Raw genomic sequence first — 15572 nt, forward strand, 5'->3', positions numbered from 1 at the left:
TCAGGCACCGCTCAACTCTTCTGCGCCGATTCCTGCTCGGCGGCCGGCGGCCCGCCCGCTGGTGGCAACCCCCTCCTGAGAGGCTCCAGCTCGGCGAGCAGCCCGACGAGCAGTCTGGATCGCCCAGTACACGGCTTCCGGAGTTGCGGGCGATGCCAACTCGATACTGGCCCCGCTCGGCCCGAACGCGGCAGCGGCCTGCCGCAGTGCTTCGCGCACCGAGAACGCCAGCATCAGCGGAGGCTCTCCCACGGCCTTGGACCCGTAGACGGCACCGTCTTCGGTGGCGTTCTCCAGGAGCGTGACGTTGAATTCCTCGGGCATCTCCGAGAAGCTCGGCAGCTTGTAGGTGCTCGCGGCCTGGGTGAGCAGCCGTCCACGGTTCGGGCCCTCACCGGTGTCCCAGCGCAGGTCCTCAAGGGTCAGCCAGCCCGCACCCTGTACGAAGCCACCCTCCACCTGACCGATGTCGATCATCGGGGACAGGCTGTCGCCGACATCGTGCACGATGTCCACGCGGCGGATCCGGTATCCGCCGGTGAAGCCGTCCACCTCCACCTCCGTCGCGGCAGCGCCATGAGCGAAGTACTTGAACGGTGAGCCCTGGAAGGTCTTGGCGTCCCAGTGCAGCCCCTCGGTCCGGTAGAAGCCGGCCGCCGACAGCTGAACGCGCTGGAAGTACGCGGTACGCACCAGGTCGTCCCAGGCCAGCTCCGTGTCATTGCCCAGGGCTCGCGCGACGCCCTCGACGATGCGTACGTCCGAAGCGTTCGCGCCCAGTTGAGTGGCGGCCACCTGCTGCAACCGCTCGCGCAACTGCTCGCAGGCGTTCTTCACCGCTCCACCGTTGAGGTCGGCACCGGCACTCGCGGCGGTGGCCGAGGTGTTGGGCACCTTGTCGGTGCGTGTGGGGGCCAGCCGGACCTTGTGCAGCGGGATGCCCAGTGTGGTTGCGGCCACCTGCAACATCTTGGTGTGCAGGCCCTGGCCCATCTCGGTGCCGCCGTGGTTGATCAGGACGGAGCCGTCCTTGTAGATCAGTACCAGTGCGCCGCCCTGGTTGAAGGCGGTGAGGTTGAACGAGATGCCGAACTTGATACCGGTGAGCGCAAGGGCTCGCTTGGTGTGCGGGTGTGCGGCATTGAAGGCGGCGATCTCGCGCTTGCGATCGGCGATGCCGGCCTCGTTCTGCACCTGGCGCCAGACGGTGGAGATGCGTTCGGGCTGCGTGACCGGCTGTCCGTACGGCGTCGTCTGGCCTTGGCCGGGCTGGTAGAAGTTGCGTTCCCGCAGTTCCATGGGGTCCAGGCCGAGCTGCGGTGCGACACGGCCCAGGATGTCCTCGATCACCAGCATGCCCTGCGGTCCGCCGAAGCCGCGGAAAGCGGTGTTGGAGACCGTGTTGGTCCTGGCGATACGGCCTGCGACGCGTGCGTTGGGGATCCAGTAGGTGTTGTCGATGTGGCACAACGCGCGGGCCAGGACCGGCTCGGACAGGTCCAGGCTCCAGCCGCCGTCCGCGGTCAGAGTGGCGTCCAGGGCCTGAATACGGCCGTCCGCGTCGAAGCCGATCTTCCACGTGGAGTGGAAACCATGGCGCTTACCCGACATGGTCAGGTCCTGGGTCCGGTTGAGCCGGAACCGGACCGGCCGGCCGGTCAGCTTGGCGCCGAGCGCGGCGACAGCGGCGAACCCGTGCGGCTGCATCTCCTTGCCGCCGAAGCCGCCGCCCATCCGCAGACACTGCACCGTCACCTCGTGGCTGGCCACGCCGAGCACGTGCGCCACGATCTCCTGAGTCTCGGAGGGGTGCTGGGTGCTGCTCTGGATGAACACCTGCCCGTTCTCGTCGATCTGGGCCAGCGCGGCGTGCGTTTCGAGGTAGAAGTGCTCCTGCCCGGAGAACTGGAACTCGCCGGTGAACACGTGGGCGGATTCGGCGAAGCCCGCGTCGGTGTCGCCGTGCACCATCAAGGGCTGTGCGCCGTGATAGCTGCCCGCCGCGATTGCTTCCTGCAGCGTTACCAGGGACGGGAGTTCATCGAGTTCCACCTCGACGGCCGCCGCTCCGAGCCGGGCCGCTTCCAGGGTCTCGCCGAGCACCCAGGCGACGGCGTGGCCGTGGAACATGACCTCGTCGGGGAAGAGCGGTTCGTCGTGCTTCATGCCGGCGTCGTTGACGCCGGGCACGTCGGCCCCGGTGAGTACGCGTACCACCCCGGGCACGGCGAGCGCGGGCTCGGTGCGCAGCGCGGTGATCCTGCCGTGGGCCTTCATGACCTGCACCGGGTAGGCGTGCAGCACGTCCTTGGTGCGCTGGACCAGGTCGTCGGTGTAGAGCGCGGTGCCGGTGACGTGCAGGCTGGCGCTCTCGTGCGGCATGGGAACGCCGACGACGGGCTTCTCGGGACGCTCGGACAGATGGCTCATGACGGCACCGCCTCGGTGGTCTGCGCGTACAGCTTGAGCATGCTCTGGCCGAGCATCGCGGAGCGGTAGTCGGCACTGGCGCGATGGTCATTCATCGGTGTGCCCTCTGCCTGGAGCACACTGGCCGCGCCCGCCACAGTCTCCTCCGTCCACGGCTTGCCCTCCAGGGCCGCCTCGGTGGTGAGGGCGCGGATCGGAGTGGCGGCCACGCCGCCCAGCCCGATGCGCGCCTTGCGGACGACTCCGCCCTCGATGTCCAGCGCGAAGGCGACCGCCACGCTGGAGATGTCGTCAAAGCGCCGCTTGGCAATCTTGTGGAAGGCCACGACGGGTGACAGCGGCAGCGGGATGCGTACCGCCCGGATCAGCTCATCGCGACGCCGCACGCTCTGCCGATAACCGGTGAAGTAGTCCGCCAGCGGGACCACGCGCTCGCCGTCGGCGTCAGCGAGCACCAGCGACGCCTCAAGTGCGAGCAGCGCCGGCGGGCTGTCGCCGATGGGGGACCCGGTCCCCAGGTTGCCGCCGAGGGTCGCTCCGTTGCGGATCAGCCGGGACGCGAACTGCGGGAACAGCTCCGCCAGCAGAGGGACGTCACCGTCCAGGCGGCGTTCGATCTCGGTGAGGGTGAGCGCCGCGCCGATCTCGATGCGATCCGGTTCGACGCGCAGCTCGCGCATTTCGGCAAGCCGGTCGACGGCGATCACGCAATCCGCCCTGCGGGCACGGATGTTGACCTCCACACCCCAGTCGGTGGACCCGGCGACCACGATGGCGTCCGGCCGTTCGCGCAGCACGTCCAGTGTCTCGGCGAGCGTGTTCCGGCGCAGGAAAACCCTGTCGTCCCGCGCGTACTCGGTGGCGACCGGCACTGGCGGGGACTGCTCACGACGCTGTGCCAGCGGGTCTTCGTCGCTGGGCAGGCCGACCGCGTACGCGGCATCGCGGATCGGCCGGTAGCCGGTGCAGCGGCAAAGGTTTCCACTCAGCGAGTGCAGATCAAAGCCGTTCGGACCGTGCTCGGCGTCGACGTTCTCGGCCTGCCCCTGCCCCTGCTGCTGTTCCTGCCCCGCGTGTGCGCAGCGGCCCGGCCGGTAGTACTCGGCTGCCATGCTGCAGATGAACCCTGGCGTGCAGTAGCCGCACTGGGAGCCGCCGCGGACGGCCATCTCCTCCTGAACCGGGTGCAGAGTAGGCGGGGTACCGGGCTCGCCGTCCGTTGCGAGGCCTTCGGAAGTGATGACTTCCTGGCCGTCCAGCGCCGCGACCGGGACGAGGCAGGCGTTGACCGCCACCCAGTCGGTGGGCTTGTCCACCCCGGGACGCGCCACCAGGACCGAACACGCGCCGCATTCACCTTCGGCGCAGCCCTCCTTGGTACCTGTGAGGCCACGCTCGCGCAGGAAATCCAACACCGTGGTGTGAGGGGCGGCAGGTGAAATCGGTGTTTCTTCTCCATTGACCGTGATCTGCGCCCCTACCATGCCAGGCCTTCCCTTCGGCACACGACCGGTCGATTCATTATGTTCGCCAATTCAAGGCAGCTTTCTGTGTCGGGCCCGCCACACGAGAGAAGCGGAAGCTAGACGCACGCAGCGACAGTGTCGGCATGCGGAAAGGAGGGAGACGGGTACCCGGAGAAGAGGTGGCGGGACACCCGGAAAGTGCCGTCAGAAGGCACGTGAGGACGGCGTAGTCAGCAGCCGTGCGCGATGCGGCCCGGAACCCAGACCGTGCACTGGGCGAGGCGACCCAGATCAGAGCTGGTGTACATCTGCCGGTCGCCTCCTTTCGGTGATCATGATGCAGTTCCTGGTGATCATGACGCAGTTCCTACGGAAAGCTAGCCGCAGAGAGTACGTGCGTCAAGAGGCGGCAATTCGCCATTCCGACCTGACCCGACCCGACGTCGACTGCGGCGTACTCGTCGTACGCAGCGACGCGGCGGGGGTGGGAACGACCGCGGGTCGGCGAGATGCAACAGTGCGGCCGGCGCAACGAGCCTGCGGCCGCCTGACCGCGCACGCTGCGCGCCGGCTCAGCCCGTGGGGTTCTCCTCACATACGGGCATGGCCTCACCGCCCGGGTGCCAGGCGTCGAGGAAGGCGGCCTGCCGGCCGGCGTCGACGAACTCGATGCGCGCTCCGATGCTGTCCATACGGTGATAGGCGAAGGGCCGGCCGTAGGGGCAGCCCGAGAAGTCCACGGGCATGCCTTCCTTCTCCAAGCGCCGGGACGATTCCCCGACATCGCTGGACCAGAAGCCGACATGATCGAACCTGGCCCCCTGGGACGCGTCCCAGGGGCTGCCCGCGGGCCCCGTGATGAGCTCGATGAACGGTGGCCCGCCCTTGCTGAAGACGATGCGGTAGTCCCACTCACCCATCCGGTCGGACACCGGGTCACTCCACTCGACCCCAGTGGAACGCCGAAAGTCCTGCATCGCCCGTTCGATGTCCGGGGCGACGAAACACACATGATAGAAGCCAGCCATCCACCCATGATTGAACATGCCCGTTTGATTGAACATGCCCGCTGCAGCGTGTGGCGGATCGCGGTATCAGAGTTGTCAGTACGCAGCGTGGAAGCGGTGCGGCGGTATGGCGATGCAGCAGGGCGAACCGGTTCCACCTCGTGGCTATGCCGGAACCCTCGATCTGCGGCTTGTTGTGACGGGTAGAGGCGAACACTCAGTTTCTGACGCCGAAGGGCCGCCACCCCTGATCTCACTGCCCGACTGCGCCTGACTGCCCAGGTGGCTCAGCAACTCCGAACCTCGCTCGCGAGGACGCCGTCGACGTCACGCCTACACCCCTCCAACCCTCCTGTCCGGGCCCGTACCGGCACACGGTCGACGCATCAAGCGCATCACGCGTGGTCAGGGCGCCGGGCGTGGCGCGCGGGTGAGTAGCGGTGGTTGATGTTGGAGGTTGATGTTGGCTGAAGATCATTGCTCTCTGGTGGTAGGCGGTTTCGGCGTGTAGCGTCGACGTCAGCTGTCGTGGTCCTGCCCGTGCTCCGGCGCGGGCTTCTTGGTGTGTGGTGCCGGACCAGGGCGATCACCTCCGGGCCGCGCGGTGCGGACCCGACAACGATGGAGAGGCACGAGCATGGCAAGCGGAACCGTGAAGTGGTTCAACTCTGAAAAGGGCTTCGGTTTCATCGCGCAGGACGGCGGGGGTCCGGACGTCTTTGCGCACTACTCCAACATCAACGCCACCGGCTTCCGTGAGTTGCAGGAGGGCCAGGCCGTGACCTTCGAGGTCACCCAGGGCCAGAAGGGCCCCCAGGCGGAGAACATCACCCTCGCCTGAGCATGCCTGACGATGACCGGTCCACGGGCTCCGGCGGAGTCTCGTGGACCGGTTTCTGCATTTCTGGATGCCTCGGTGTGGGCCGGTGTGCGGTCGTCCGGGGTTCCGGGCTGCTCTGAGCGGCGCTTGATGCGACCTGGCCTTGTGCCAGTCCCGCAGTCGGCGCCAGCAGGTGACGCCCCAGCCGAGGTCGAGTTCACGCGGCAGCCACCTCCACGGACCCCGCGTGCAGCACGAACAGGATTCCCTGTGGGCATCGCCGGTCATCGAGTGGTGAACGCTGAGTTTGCGAAGTCGTTGCAGCCACACCGGCAGCAACGGCCCAACCTGGCCCCACCGGTCGTCTGACACAAGCCGCGACGTCCCTTCCTCTGTATTCCCGGTTTTACGTTGCCACGTCTTCCAGTGCGCGAGGGCCAACTGGTGCCGCGACTCCGCTCTTTGTTGACAGTTCGTGTGGCGAGGTGACAGGCCTCTCGGCTCGGCACTCTGCGCCGCACATGGCCGTGGGCTGCTAGGTTGCCCATAGGCGAACGTGTGTACGGAGGTAGTGCTGTGATCGGGCTGGGCGCAATAGCGGGAATCGCGTTGGTGGAGTTCGGCATGGTGCTGACGCCAGGGCCGAACATGATCTACCTGGTATCCCGCTCGATCAGCCAGGGTCGCCGGGCGGGACTGATCTCGCTGGCCGGGGTCGCCCTCGGCTTCCTCGCCTACCTCTTCGCCGTATCCGCCGGTATCGCCACGGTCTTCGCGCTGGTGCCGGAGATCTACCTGGCGATCAAGCTGGCTGGAGCGGGGTACCTGCTCTGGCTGGCCTGGAAGGCCATCCGGCCGGGCGGCCGATCCGCTGTCGCGACACAGGAGTTGGCGCAGGACGGAACCCGCAAGCTCTTCCTGATGGGCTTCCTCACCTGCCTGCTCAATCCCAAGGTGGCCATCCTCTACATCTCGCTGCTGCCGCAGTTCGTCGACCCCGAGCGGGGACATGTCGGCCTGCAGGGGCTGCTGTTGGGGCTGACCCAGATCGCAGTGGGGGTCGCGGGCAATGCGTTCTTCATCGTGACGGCCGGCTCCGTTGCCGGGTTCTTCGCCCGGCACCCTCTCTGGCAGCGCCTGCACCGCTATGCGATGGGCACCGCGCTGGCGGGCTTCGCCATCAAAATCGCCACCGAACGAACTGGCCCGGCGGTCGCACTGCGCTGACAGACAGGCGCCGAGAGCGACCACCGCAGGCGTTGTGGCCCCGACTCTCCTCCTACGAGGTGACGCTGGCCATCACCCAGAGTTGCGCATCGGTCTTGGCCGGGGCGAGCGCCTTGGGCTCGTGAAGGCCACCCCGTGCATCCGAGGCAGAACGGGTGGGGTGCCACGCCACCGGCTCCGGCAGCGGCTGGCGGCGGTGCATCGCAGAACTCCCGGAAGTGTTTGTGTGGGGCGGCGGTAGGTGGGATTGTGTGCGGGCTGTTGGAGAGGGGAGCGACACCGGCGCCTGCGCGGCCCCCTCAGTCGATGCAGAACTCGTTGCCCTCGATGTCCAGCATCGGGATGCAAGAATCATTGCCGTCGTACAGCGTTTGTACGTGTACAGCGCCGAGCGGGATCAGTCGTGCGCACTCGGCCTCAAGCGCGGCGAGTCGCTCCTTCCCCACAAGGCCGGTGCCGACCCGCACATCAAGATGTACCCGGTTCTTGACGGCCTTGCCTTCGGGAACACGCTGAAAGTACAGTCGCGGACCCACGCCTGAAGGGTCAATACAGGCAAACCATGCGTCCTGCTGCTCGGGTGGCTGCGCGCGCTTGAAGTCCTCCCACGTGGCAAACCCCTCCGGTGGCGGCGGCACGACGTACCCCAACACCTCGCACCAGAAGCGCGCCAGGCGCTCAGGTTCCGCGCAGTCGAACGTGACCTGGACCTGCCTGATCGATGACATCGGCGCACCATAGCAGGCAGCCAGTTACCCATCTCCCTGCGTGTCGGGGCATGTTGTCGACAGGGACGGCTACGGGGGACGGGCCCGGTATCGACGATCCGACGAGCCGATGAGCAATGCGTGCCGGTCGCCGGTCCGCAAACGCCTCTCGGTGCCTGCGGCCGACACAGGGTCTGCAACACTGCAACACCCTTTCAACAGGCCGCTCTTCGAGGGCGTCACAGGCCGCTGATGGTTGCCGGCGCCTCCTGCGGTGGCAGTGGCGCGGCGATGCCCGGTTGTTCCAGGCGCTCGCGCTGCCCCGATCGCGGATCCTCGCCGCGGACGGTGTCGCTGGGCCCTGTGCTTGAGCTGCCTCGGCACCACCCCACCACCCCACCACCCCACCATCTCGTCCCGGGCGGCCGCTGAAGATCTCCCGACAGGACGCACTTCCACCTGTGGCAGATGATGTTGTCGTGCTCGCTCGAGGGCCGGGCGAGTGGACCAGGAACGCAATCGGCAGGGGAGCGAAGACGGTGTACGAGACGGTGTTCCGCAGCGAGGACGTACCTGCCCAGGAGCGGTTCGACTACTGGCGTGAGCTAATGATCCAGACCGTCGCGCCGATGGACATGAGCAGTGACCATGCGGACGACTTCGGGGCATCCATGCGGGTGATGGAGCTCGGGGCCGTGTCCGTGTGGCCGACGGCCTTCCAGTCGGTGACCTTTCACCGCACCCCCAAGCTGATCCGGCAGGCCGATCCCGAGATGCTCCACCTGACGATCGTCGCGAGCGGGACCATCGGTATGGTCCAGGCCGGGCAGGAGACCACCCCGGGCCCCGGTGAACTGTGCGTGGCCGACTTCTCGCAGCCTTTCGACTCCCACGCAGGCCCGGTGAAGGGAGTGGGGATCGAGGTCCCCAAGCAGCTGCTGGCGCTGCCCGGCAATGGGGTAGGCAAGCTGCTCGGACGTCGCATATCGGCGCGGGAAGGGTTCGGCGGCCTGCTGTCGCAGTTCCTGACCGGCATCACCACGGACAACGGCTCCTTCCAGCCCTCCGACAGTCCCCGATTGGGGGCCATCGTGCTCGATTTGGTCTCCGGGCTCTTGGCTCACGAACTCCAGGCCGAGGCCGCCCTCACCCCGGAGACCCGCCGACGGACACTGACCATGCGCATCCACTCCTTCATCCAGCAGCACCTGGCCGACCCCCAGCTCACGCCTCGTCAGATCGCCGCCGCGCACCACATCTCCCTCAGCCACCTGCACCGCCTCTTCAAGGAGCAGGACCTGACCGTCGCTGCCTGGATCCGGCACCAGCGCCTGGAACGTGCCCGCCGCGACCTGGCCGACCCCACGCTGCGCCACCACACCATCCATCAGATCGCCACCCGCTGGGGTTTTGTCCGCGCTGCCGACTTCACCCGCGCCTTCCGCGCGCGCTTCGGCATGCCACCCAGGGAATACCGGCACAGTGCGCTCGGCATGCAGGCTGAGACGCATTGCTAAGTCCTGGACATTGCCTGCTAACGATCTCTCAGCGGCAACGGGGCAGTCTGGAGGCACCTGCCGGCCCAAGAGGCAGGTACTCGCCAGGCGACTCGCCGGCCGCTTTCGGCGGCTTCGATGTCCTGGTGGTGTTCGGGCTGTGGGACGTCGATGACACATGGCGAACCGCAGGTCGGGCGGACGGCTCCGACCAAGGGCGGACGGAGCGGAAGCCGGATTGCTCAGGGCAGCTCAGAGGGCCTGCCGAACAATTCCGCAGCGCCTGGAATGGGTGATGGCCGGGCCGCGGGACGCACGACGGGGGACGTGCGAACCGCGGCCGGCGCGCCATCGGGACCAGGGCGAAGTGAGGCAGTGACGCCGGATGTGGCGCCGATGGCGGATGCCGAATGTGAGCCGCAGGGGCGCAGGGGTAGCTGAGGGCCGTCGGCACGTACGCTGCCGACCGGGCAAGGCGGTCAGTGCGATGCTCGCCGCCCTGCGCCCGAGCCCACATCACGTACGACGATCGCTACGTTCGAGCCCACATCACGTACGACGATCGCTGCGTCCGAACCGCGGGCCGTTGGAAGTTCGCCAGTCGCGTCGTCATCTCGTCCTTCCCGCACGAGGCACTCACCAGTTGATGCTCGGGTAGCCGATGCCGATGTGGACCGATCTCCTCGCGTGTCGAGCAGATCGCGACACCGAAGGCGGCGTTGATCACGACATGCCCGAGCAGACGATGGTCGCTACGGCCATGGTTGCCTTGACCTGGCCAGCGGTGTCCCGCATGAGATCGTCGGGCGGGAAGCGGGACGCGGCCGGCCGCGCAGCCGACGCGATAATCCCGGCGAGGTGGACAGTCATCCGGGATCCTGGTGGTCATGGATGAGGTCAAGGTCATCGTCGCCCATTCCGAGCGCGCGACCCTGCGCGTCGGTGACGTGTTCCTGAAGGTGGACGCCGATCAAGCGCGCATCGACGTCGAGGTCGAGGCGATGGCCTTGGTGCCGGTCCCGACGCCGAAGGTCCTGTGGCGCAAGCCGCCCGTGCTCGCGATCGCTGCGGTCCCGGGGGCGGCGCTCGCCCGCCTCGGCGAGCCGTCGACCGCGTCCCCGGCGGCATGGGCCGCGGCGGGTGCCGCCATCCGGAAACTGCACGACGCGCCCTTGCCACCCCGGCCCGGCCGGGCCGGTCGGGACCTGGACGAGTTGGCGGCGGAGCTCGACGGCGAGTGCGAGTGGCTCGTGACGAACGGCGTCCTCCCCGCCGACTTGGTCACCTGTAACCGCCAGGTCGCCGAGGCCGCGCTCCGGCCGTGGACTCCGGCGTTCACCCACGGCGACCTGCAGGTAGCTCACGTGTTTGTCGAGGGCAACGAGGTCACGGGCATCATCGACTGGTCCGAGGCGGGCCAGGGTGATGCCCTGTACGACCTCGCTACCTTGACGCTCGGACACGAGGAGCGCCTCGAAGACGTCGCCACCGGCTATGGCACCGAAGTCGACCTCGACGTGATCCGCGCGTGGTGGTCGTTGCGAAGTCTGCTGGGGGTTCGCTGGCTGGTCGAGCATGACTTCGACCCGTTCGCGCCGGGCTGTGAAGTCGATGTGCTGAGATCCCGGATGTGAGGCGAGATGGGCCCGACTGCAGTGAGTGCGTTCTGATGCATCGGGCAGGCCATCTCCTGGTACGTACTGTTTGCCCAACTCCCGCTAAAGGGCGGTGCGGAGTCGTTAGCAGCAGATGACGGCGCAGCCGCGGGTGACGAACGCGTGGTGATTGTCGTCGCGGATCTCCAGCGGATGCGCAGGCAGTGGAACCAGCGCAGCAGCGCGATCGCTTCCTCTACGACCCAGCGGTACCTGCCCGGACCGGAGCAGTGCCCGGTGCCGTGCCGGGCGATGGGCGTGGTGATCTGGAAGCGGTGGAACTTGTCCCGGTAGACCTCGTGGCCACGGCCTGGATCGCTTCGAAGGGCGCACCTGGCGCGGCCGGCACCGCCACGTCACCATGGTCACCGCCGCCCAGGCCTTCCTCACCCTCCGGCGCCTTGACCCAAAGCCCACACCTCGACCCGACGCTCTACCAGGTCCTTGACGTCTTCAGGGCCTCCTGCGGTGCTGGACCGGAACGTGCACCGCTTGCGGCCGACCTCTCAACCGAACCTAACGAAGCACCACTGGCCGAATGGAAGTCATCATCGAGGCAGCAGCGCCCAGTGTGCCGGTGCGTCACCGGCCCATTGTCGGCCCAGTTGCGGACGTGTTCCGCGGATCGTCCGTCGAGAGGAAGACCGCGGTCGGGTGCCTGCCGCGAAGCAGACACGGAATTCGATGGACACGGCTGGGTGCGGTGGCCGATGATCTCCGGCATGATCCGGGCCGCCACTGTGAACGACATCGCGGAGATCCGCGCGATGATCCGTGAACTCGCCGAGTACGAACGAGCTGCTGAGCAAGCCCGAGCGACCGAGGAGCAGCTCCGCGACGCGCTGTTCGGAGAATCTCCGGCTGCTTCCGTACTGATCGCTGAGGACGACGAGACGAGGCAGACCGTGGGCTATGCCCTGTGGTTCCCCCGTTTCTCGACCTGGACCGGCACGCGCGGCATGCACCTGGAGGACCTCTACGTACGGTCGCACGCACGAGGGGGAGGACACGGTAAGGCTCTGCTCGCCTCCCTGGCCGCGGTCTGTCAGCACAACGGCTACGAGCGCTTCGAATGGTGGGTTCTGGCTTGGAACGAACCGACGATCGACTTCTACAAGTCGCTGGGCGTGGAGCTGCTGAACGAGTGGACGGTATGCCGGCTGAGCGGGGAACCACTCAAGGAACTCGCTGCCCAGGCCCCGGCAGACCTCAACCAGACCCCGGCCCTGTAGGGCGTAGGGTCATGCAACCTCCTGTCGCGGCTGTGATCGAAGCCCACCGGACACTGGAAAGGGTGGTGGCCGGGCTGAGCGACCAGCAGGTCGCCGAGGCGTCTGCCCTTCCGGGCTGGTCACGCGGCCACGTCCTCGCCCATCTCGCCGACAATGCGAGAATGTTCGCGCGCCTCGCGGAACACGCCCTGCGCGGTGAACTCGTAGTGGGTTACGAGGGCGGGGTCGACGAACGCAACGCGATCATCGAGGCGACGGCGGGCCGCAGCGCAGCCGATCACCGCGCGCAACTCGCCGCGCACACGGCCGGGCTGGAGGCATCCTGGGCGCGCGCCGCCGATGTGGACTGGAGTCGGCCCGTCACATTCCGCAACGCGGACCTCGCCGCCACCGTCTTCGCACGCTGGCGCGAGGCATGGATCCACATGGTCGATCTGGAACTCGGTGTGCGGCCGGACGACTGGCCCGAGGAGCTGGCCGCACACGCCATCGACTTCCTCCTCGGCCGTCTTCCGGCAGGCACCCGCGTTCATGCCGAGGATGTGGGCCGCCAGTGGTCCGCCGGTGACGTGCCGCCGGGCACGGTGGTTACCGGAGGCGTGCGCGACCTGGCGGCTTGGCTGGCCGGACGTACGCCCGTGGTCCCACCGGTGGCGGCGGAGGAGCTGCCTGCTCTCGGGCCCTGGCCGCCCCACCCTCCACAGCGCCTGGACCGCCTGTGACGTCGCCACGAGGCGGGCGGGCAGGGTGTGGGGCGCGCCGATTTCGGCCCGGACGGCGGCAGGAATTGCCGGCATGACGCCGCAGCCGCGCGTGCCCGCGGCCGGTCGACGGCCGGATTCCGTTCTTGAAAGAAAGGAGCGCTATGCGTGCCGACATCGTGTGGTGGGACCTGTCCGCTTCCGGGCAGACCATCGAGTCCATGCGTGAATACCTGCGTGAGGAATCCGTCGCCGCGTTCTCCGAGGTGCCCGGGCTTCGCTTCAAGATGTGGCTCTCCGATCCGGACACCAACCGGTGGGGAGCCGTTCTGTTGTGGGAGTCGGAAGAGGCGTCCCAGCAGGCGCTGCCCAGCCGGGCGCTCGAACTCATCGGCTACCCACCGCAGGTCGCGCACGGGTTCGACGTGGAGGCCACGGCCGAAGGCCGACACGAAACCCAACGACTTGCACTGCAAGGGCTGGCCTTCGCCGAAGCAACGCGGAGTAAGCCAGCCTGACGGGCAACCGGAGGGGACAGCGCGTTCGTCCTGCTCCTCCGCTTGTTTCGTCGCGTCCACGGCTCACGTCTACTCACGCCTACCTCCAACAATGCCAAGCCCCCTATGCGCTGAAGGGGCGTCGTCGAGACGAGCTTGGCGGTTGGGCTGGTGAAGTGGTGAAGCCGCGCGGCGTTCTCGTGGTCGAGCAGCCGGCCCCGCCGGGCTGACGGCGCTCGGGCCCGCCGGGCTGACGACGCCCGGCCCCGCCGAGCTGACGGCGCCAGCGCCCTACTCGGCTCTCGTTCGTCCTTCCTCCGCGGCCTGCTCCTGCCCGCCCATCGGCCGGGCGACCTGCTCATACGGCGGTTGCCCCTGCTGCTCGGGCCCTCAAAGTCCCCGCTCGTACCTTCGGCCGGTGACTCTTTGACGGTACCCGATGTAACTATTATGGTTACTTTGAAGGAGGTGATGATCTCGTGGCGGGCAATAGTCAGCTCACCGTGGCAGCGCACGCTCTGACGTGGATCGAACTGCACCGTCGACGCGAGGGTGGCATCGCGACATCCGAGCGGATCGCGGGCAGCGTCAATACCAACCCCGTCGTGATCCGGCGACTGCTCGGCCGGATGCGCGATGCGGGGCTGGTGCATTCTCGACGGGGTGCTGAAGCGGGGTGGGTACTCGCCAGGCCGCTGGAAGAGATGACCCTGCGGGACGTGTATGAGGCGATCGAGCCGGCGCCGCTGTTCGCCGTACACCGCTCTGAGCCCAATCCCGACTGTCCGATCGGTTCCGGCATCCGGCCCGTGATGCGTCTCGCGTACGCGCGCGTCGAGGAAGCCGTTCGCGCCGAATTGGCACACATCACGCTGGCCGACGTGCTCAGGGACGTCTTGGCCGGCTCCGACCCCTCCGACCCCACAGAACTGGAGCATTGATCCGCCATGGGGCAACTTGACGGAAAGACCGCCCTCATCACCGGTGGCAACAGCGGAATCGGATTGGCCAGCGCCAAGCGATTCGCCGCCGAGGGCGCGCATGTGTTCATTACTGGGCGACGGCAGGAGGCACTTGATACGGCACTTTCCGAGATCGGCCCGAACGCCACCGGAGTCCGGGGTGACGTGTCCGATCTCGCCGACATCGACCGGCTCTACGCCGCCGTCGCCGAGCAGGGGCGGCGCGTGGACGTGCTCTTCGCCAACGCCGGCGGTGGCGAATTCTCCACTCTGGAACAGGTCACCGAAGAGCACTTCGACACCATATTCGGCACCAATGTGAGGGGCATGCTCTTCACCGTCCAAAAGGCGCTTCCCCTCCTGAATGACGGGGCCTCAGTGATCCTCACCGGCTCCACCGCGGCGGGTTCCGGTGGCGAAGCGTTCGGCGTCTATGCCGCGTCCAAGGCAGCCATCCGTTCCTTTTCCCGCACCTGGGCCAATGAGCTCAAGCATCGCAAGATCCGTGTCAACACCCTCGTCCCCGGGCCCATCGAAACACCCGGCAACGCCGGCCTCGCCCCCCATCCGGATGAGGCAGCCAAGCTCTGGGACTTCTTCGCGAGCCAAACCCCCCTGGGGCGCATGGGCCGCCCGGATGAGGCAGCCGCCGCGGCGCTCTTCCTCGCCAGCGACCAGAGCAGTTTCGTCACCGGCACCGAACTCTTCGTCGACGGCGGCCTCAACCAGATCTGACCGCCGGCAGCCTCACCTTTCCGTCCTCACTCTGAGCTGGCTGGGTCCAGGCGAGGACGGCTTGCGCGACCTCAGCCATGTCGGCATCAGCGTCACCGAGATCGCCGGGCCCCGGTCAATCAATCGATCTTCTTGATCACCGTCGCCGGTACCCCCGCGACAACGCTCCGGACGGGAACATCGCGGGTCACGACCGCACCGGCTGCCACCACGGCGTCAGCGCCGATGGTCACTCCCTCCAGGATCACAGCGGAAGCCCCGATCCAGGCGTTGCGTTCGATACGGATCGGGGCCGACGTGACCCCGGTACGCCGCTGTGCCGGGTCCAGCGGGTGCCCCGAGGTGATCAGGCTGACGTTCGGGCCGAGCATCACCTCGTCATCGATCTGGATGCCACCGATGTCGTTGAAGCGGCAGCCCTGGTTGACGAAGACGTTGCGGCCTACCCGGATATTCACACCGTGGTCGGTGTAGACGGGCGGGATCAGGTTGAAGGCCTCGTCCACCGCCTGCCCAGTGAGCTCGCTCCACCGCTCGTGGATCTCCTCCTGCTGGGCATACGCGAGCGTGTTGATCTGCTCGGCCATGGCGATCGCCCGCTGCACCTTCTGTGCAAAGTCCATGTCATCCTTCCCCA

15 protein-coding genes are annotated in these 15572 nt (G+C 67.4%); 9 read left to right on the plus strand and 6 right to left on the minus strand.

Annotated features, from left to right (window positions below):
* The 3 genes from xdhB to ACZ6WH_RS19040 form a co-directional block, all read right to left on the minus strand.
* Positions 1-2430: a xanthine dehydrogenase molybdopterin binding subunit gene (xdhB, locus tag ACZ6WH_RS19030; protein WP_469729581.1), complete on the minus strand. Its 2430-nt coding sequence runs from the start codon at positions 2428-2430 to the stop codon at positions 1-3.
* Positions 2427-3914: a xanthine dehydrogenase small subunit gene (locus tag ACZ6WH_RS19035; protein ID WP_469729582.1), complete on the minus strand. Its 1488-nt coding sequence runs from the start codon at positions 3912-3914 to the stop codon at positions 2427-2429. The genes xdhB and ACZ6WH_RS19035 overlap by 4 nt, the downstream gene beginning before the upstream one ends.
* Before the next feature lie 554 nt (positions 3915-4468).
* Positions 4469-4942 carry a VOC family protein gene (locus ACZ6WH_RS19040; RefSeq protein ID WP_469729643.1) on the minus strand — a complete coding sequence of 158 codons (474 nt, stop codon included), beginning with the start codon at positions 4940-4942 and terminating at the stop codon, positions 4469-4471.
* A 598-nt stretch (positions 4943-5540) separates the two neighbouring features.
* On the opposite strand from ACZ6WH_RS19040, the gene ACZ6WH_RS19045 reads away from it, so the two are divergent.
* Complete coding sequence (locus ACZ6WH_RS19045) at positions 5541-5744, plus strand: cold-shock protein (RefSeq protein WP_361550724.1); 204 nt, start codon at positions 5541-5543, stop codon at positions 5742-5744.
* 555 nt (positions 5745-6299) lie between these two features.
* Positions 6300-6950 carry a LysE family translocator gene (locus tag ACZ6WH_RS19050; protein ID WP_469729583.1) on the plus strand — a complete coding sequence of 217 codons (651 nt, stop codon included), beginning with the start codon at positions 6300-6302 and terminating at the stop codon, positions 6948-6950.
* Positions 6951-7249: 299 nt separating this feature from the next.
* On the opposite strand, the gene ACZ6WH_RS19055 is transcribed toward ACZ6WH_RS19050, so the two are convergent.
* Positions 7250-7678 carry a VOC family protein gene (locus tag ACZ6WH_RS19055; RefSeq protein ID WP_432863725.1) on the minus strand — a complete coding sequence of 143 codons (429 nt, stop codon included), beginning with the start codon at positions 7676-7678 and terminating at the stop codon, positions 7250-7252.
* A 497-nt stretch (positions 7679-8175) separates the two neighbouring features.
* On the opposite strand from ACZ6WH_RS19055, the gene ACZ6WH_RS19060 reads away from it, so the two are divergent.
* Positions 8176-9174, plus strand: coding sequence for an AraC-like ligand-binding domain-containing protein (locus ACZ6WH_RS19060; RefSeq protein WP_469729644.1), 999 nt, complete (start codon positions 8176-8178; stop codon positions 9172-9174).
* Positions 9175-9876: 702 nt separating this feature from the next.
* Here the strand turns inward: ACZ6WH_RS19060 and ACZ6WH_RS19065 are convergent.
* Entirely contained in the window at positions 9877-10023 is a 147-nt protein-coding gene (locus ACZ6WH_RS19065) for a hypothetical protein (RefSeq protein ID WP_469729584.1), read from the minus strand.
* Between the two features lie 17 nt (positions 10024-10040).
* On the opposite strand from ACZ6WH_RS19065, the gene ACZ6WH_RS19070 reads away from it, so the two are divergent.
* The 6 genes from ACZ6WH_RS19070 (at position 10041) to ACZ6WH_RS19095 (ending at position 14935) form a co-directional block, all read left to right on the plus strand.
* A complete protein-coding gene (locus tag ACZ6WH_RS19070; RefSeq protein WP_469729585.1) occupies positions 10041-10787 on the plus strand; it encodes a phosphotransferase family protein in 747 nt (248 codons plus the stop codon).
* A 743-nt stretch (positions 10788-11530) separates the two neighbouring features.
* The gene (locus ACZ6WH_RS19075; protein ID WP_469729586.1) at positions 11531-12040 is read left to right on the plus strand and encodes a GNAT family N-acetyltransferase; all 510 of its coding nucleotides are present in this window, start codon (positions 11531-11533) and stop codon (positions 12038-12040) included.
* Positions 12041-12072: 32 nt separating this feature from the next.
* Positions 12073-12762, plus strand: coding sequence for a maleylpyruvate isomerase family mycothiol-dependent enzyme (locus ACZ6WH_RS19080; RefSeq protein ID WP_469729587.1), 690 nt, complete (start codon positions 12073-12075; stop codon positions 12760-12762).
* 143 nt (positions 12763-12905) lie between these two features.
* Positions 12906-13259, plus strand: a complete 354-nt coding sequence (locus ACZ6WH_RS19085; protein WP_469729588.1) for a hypothetical protein — start codon at positions 12906-12908, stop codon at positions 13257-13259.
* 458 nt (positions 13260-13717) lie between these two features.
* On the plus strand, positions 13718-14179 hold the full coding sequence (locus tag ACZ6WH_RS19090; RefSeq protein ID WP_432863742.1) for an Rrf2 family transcriptional regulator: 462 nt from the start codon (positions 13718-13720) through the stop codon (positions 14177-14179).
* 6 nt (positions 14180-14185) lie between these two features.
* Positions 14186-14935 (plus strand): SDR family NAD(P)-dependent oxidoreductase, encoded by a 750-nt coding sequence (locus ACZ6WH_RS19095; RefSeq protein WP_469729589.1) that lies wholly within the window; start codon positions 14186-14188, stop codon positions 14933-14935.
* Positions 14936-15054: 119 nt separating this feature from the next.
* Here the strand turns inward: ACZ6WH_RS19095 and ACZ6WH_RS19100 are convergent, their stop codons facing one another.
* Positions 15055-15558 carry a DapH/DapD/GlmU-related protein gene (locus ACZ6WH_RS19100; RefSeq protein WP_469729590.1) on the minus strand — a complete coding sequence of 168 codons (504 nt, stop codon included), beginning with the start codon at positions 15556-15558 and terminating at the stop codon, positions 15055-15057.
* Between the last annotated feature and the right edge of the window lie 14 nt (positions 15559-15572).

Source organism: Streptomyces sp. NPDC050806 (assembly GCF_055586425.1).

Excerpts from the sequence above, each read along its gene's own strand:
- xdhB (WP_469729581.1), bottom strand. The coding sequence starts at position 2,430 with ATGAGCCATCTGTCCGAGCGTCCCGAGAAGCCCGTCGTCGGCGTTCCC.
- ACZ6WH_RS19035 (WP_469729582.1), bottom strand. The coding sequence starts at position 3,914 with ATGGTAGGGGCGCAGATCACGGTCAATGGAGAAGAAACACCGATTTCA.
- ACZ6WH_RS19040 (WP_469729643.1), bottom strand. The coding sequence starts at position 4,942 with ATGTTCAATCATGGGTGGATGGCTGGCTTCTATCATGTGTGTTTCGTC.
- ACZ6WH_RS19045 (WP_361550724.1), top strand. The coding sequence starts at position 5,541 with ATGGCAAGCGGAACCGTGAAGTGGTTCAACTCTGAAAAGGGCTTCGGT.
- ACZ6WH_RS19055 (WP_432863725.1), bottom strand. The coding sequence starts at position 7,678 with ATGTCATCGATCAGGCAGGTCCAGGTCACGTTCGACTGCGCGGAACCT.
- ACZ6WH_RS19065 (WP_469729584.1), bottom strand. The coding sequence starts at position 10,023 with ATGACTGTCCACCTCGCCGGGATTATCGCGTCGGCTGCGCGGCCGGCC.
- ACZ6WH_RS19070 (WP_469729585.1), top strand. The coding sequence starts at position 10,041 with ATGGATGAGGTCAAGGTCATCGTCGCCCATTCCGAGCGCGCGACCCTG.
- ACZ6WH_RS19075 (WP_469729586.1), top strand. The coding sequence starts at position 11,531 with ATGATCCGGGCCGCCACTGTGAACGACATCGCGGAGATCCGCGCGATG.
- ACZ6WH_RS19085 (WP_469729588.1), top strand. The coding sequence starts at position 12,906 with ATGCGTGCCGACATCGTGTGGTGGGACCTGTCCGCTTCCGGGCAGACC.
- ACZ6WH_RS19095 (WP_469729589.1), top strand. The coding sequence starts at position 14,186 with ATGGGGCAACTTGACGGAAAGACCGCCCTCATCACCGGTGGCAACAGC.
- ACZ6WH_RS19100 (WP_469729590.1), bottom strand. The coding sequence starts at position 15,558 with ATGGACTTTGCACAGAAGGTGCAGCGGGCGATCGCCATGGCCGAGCAG.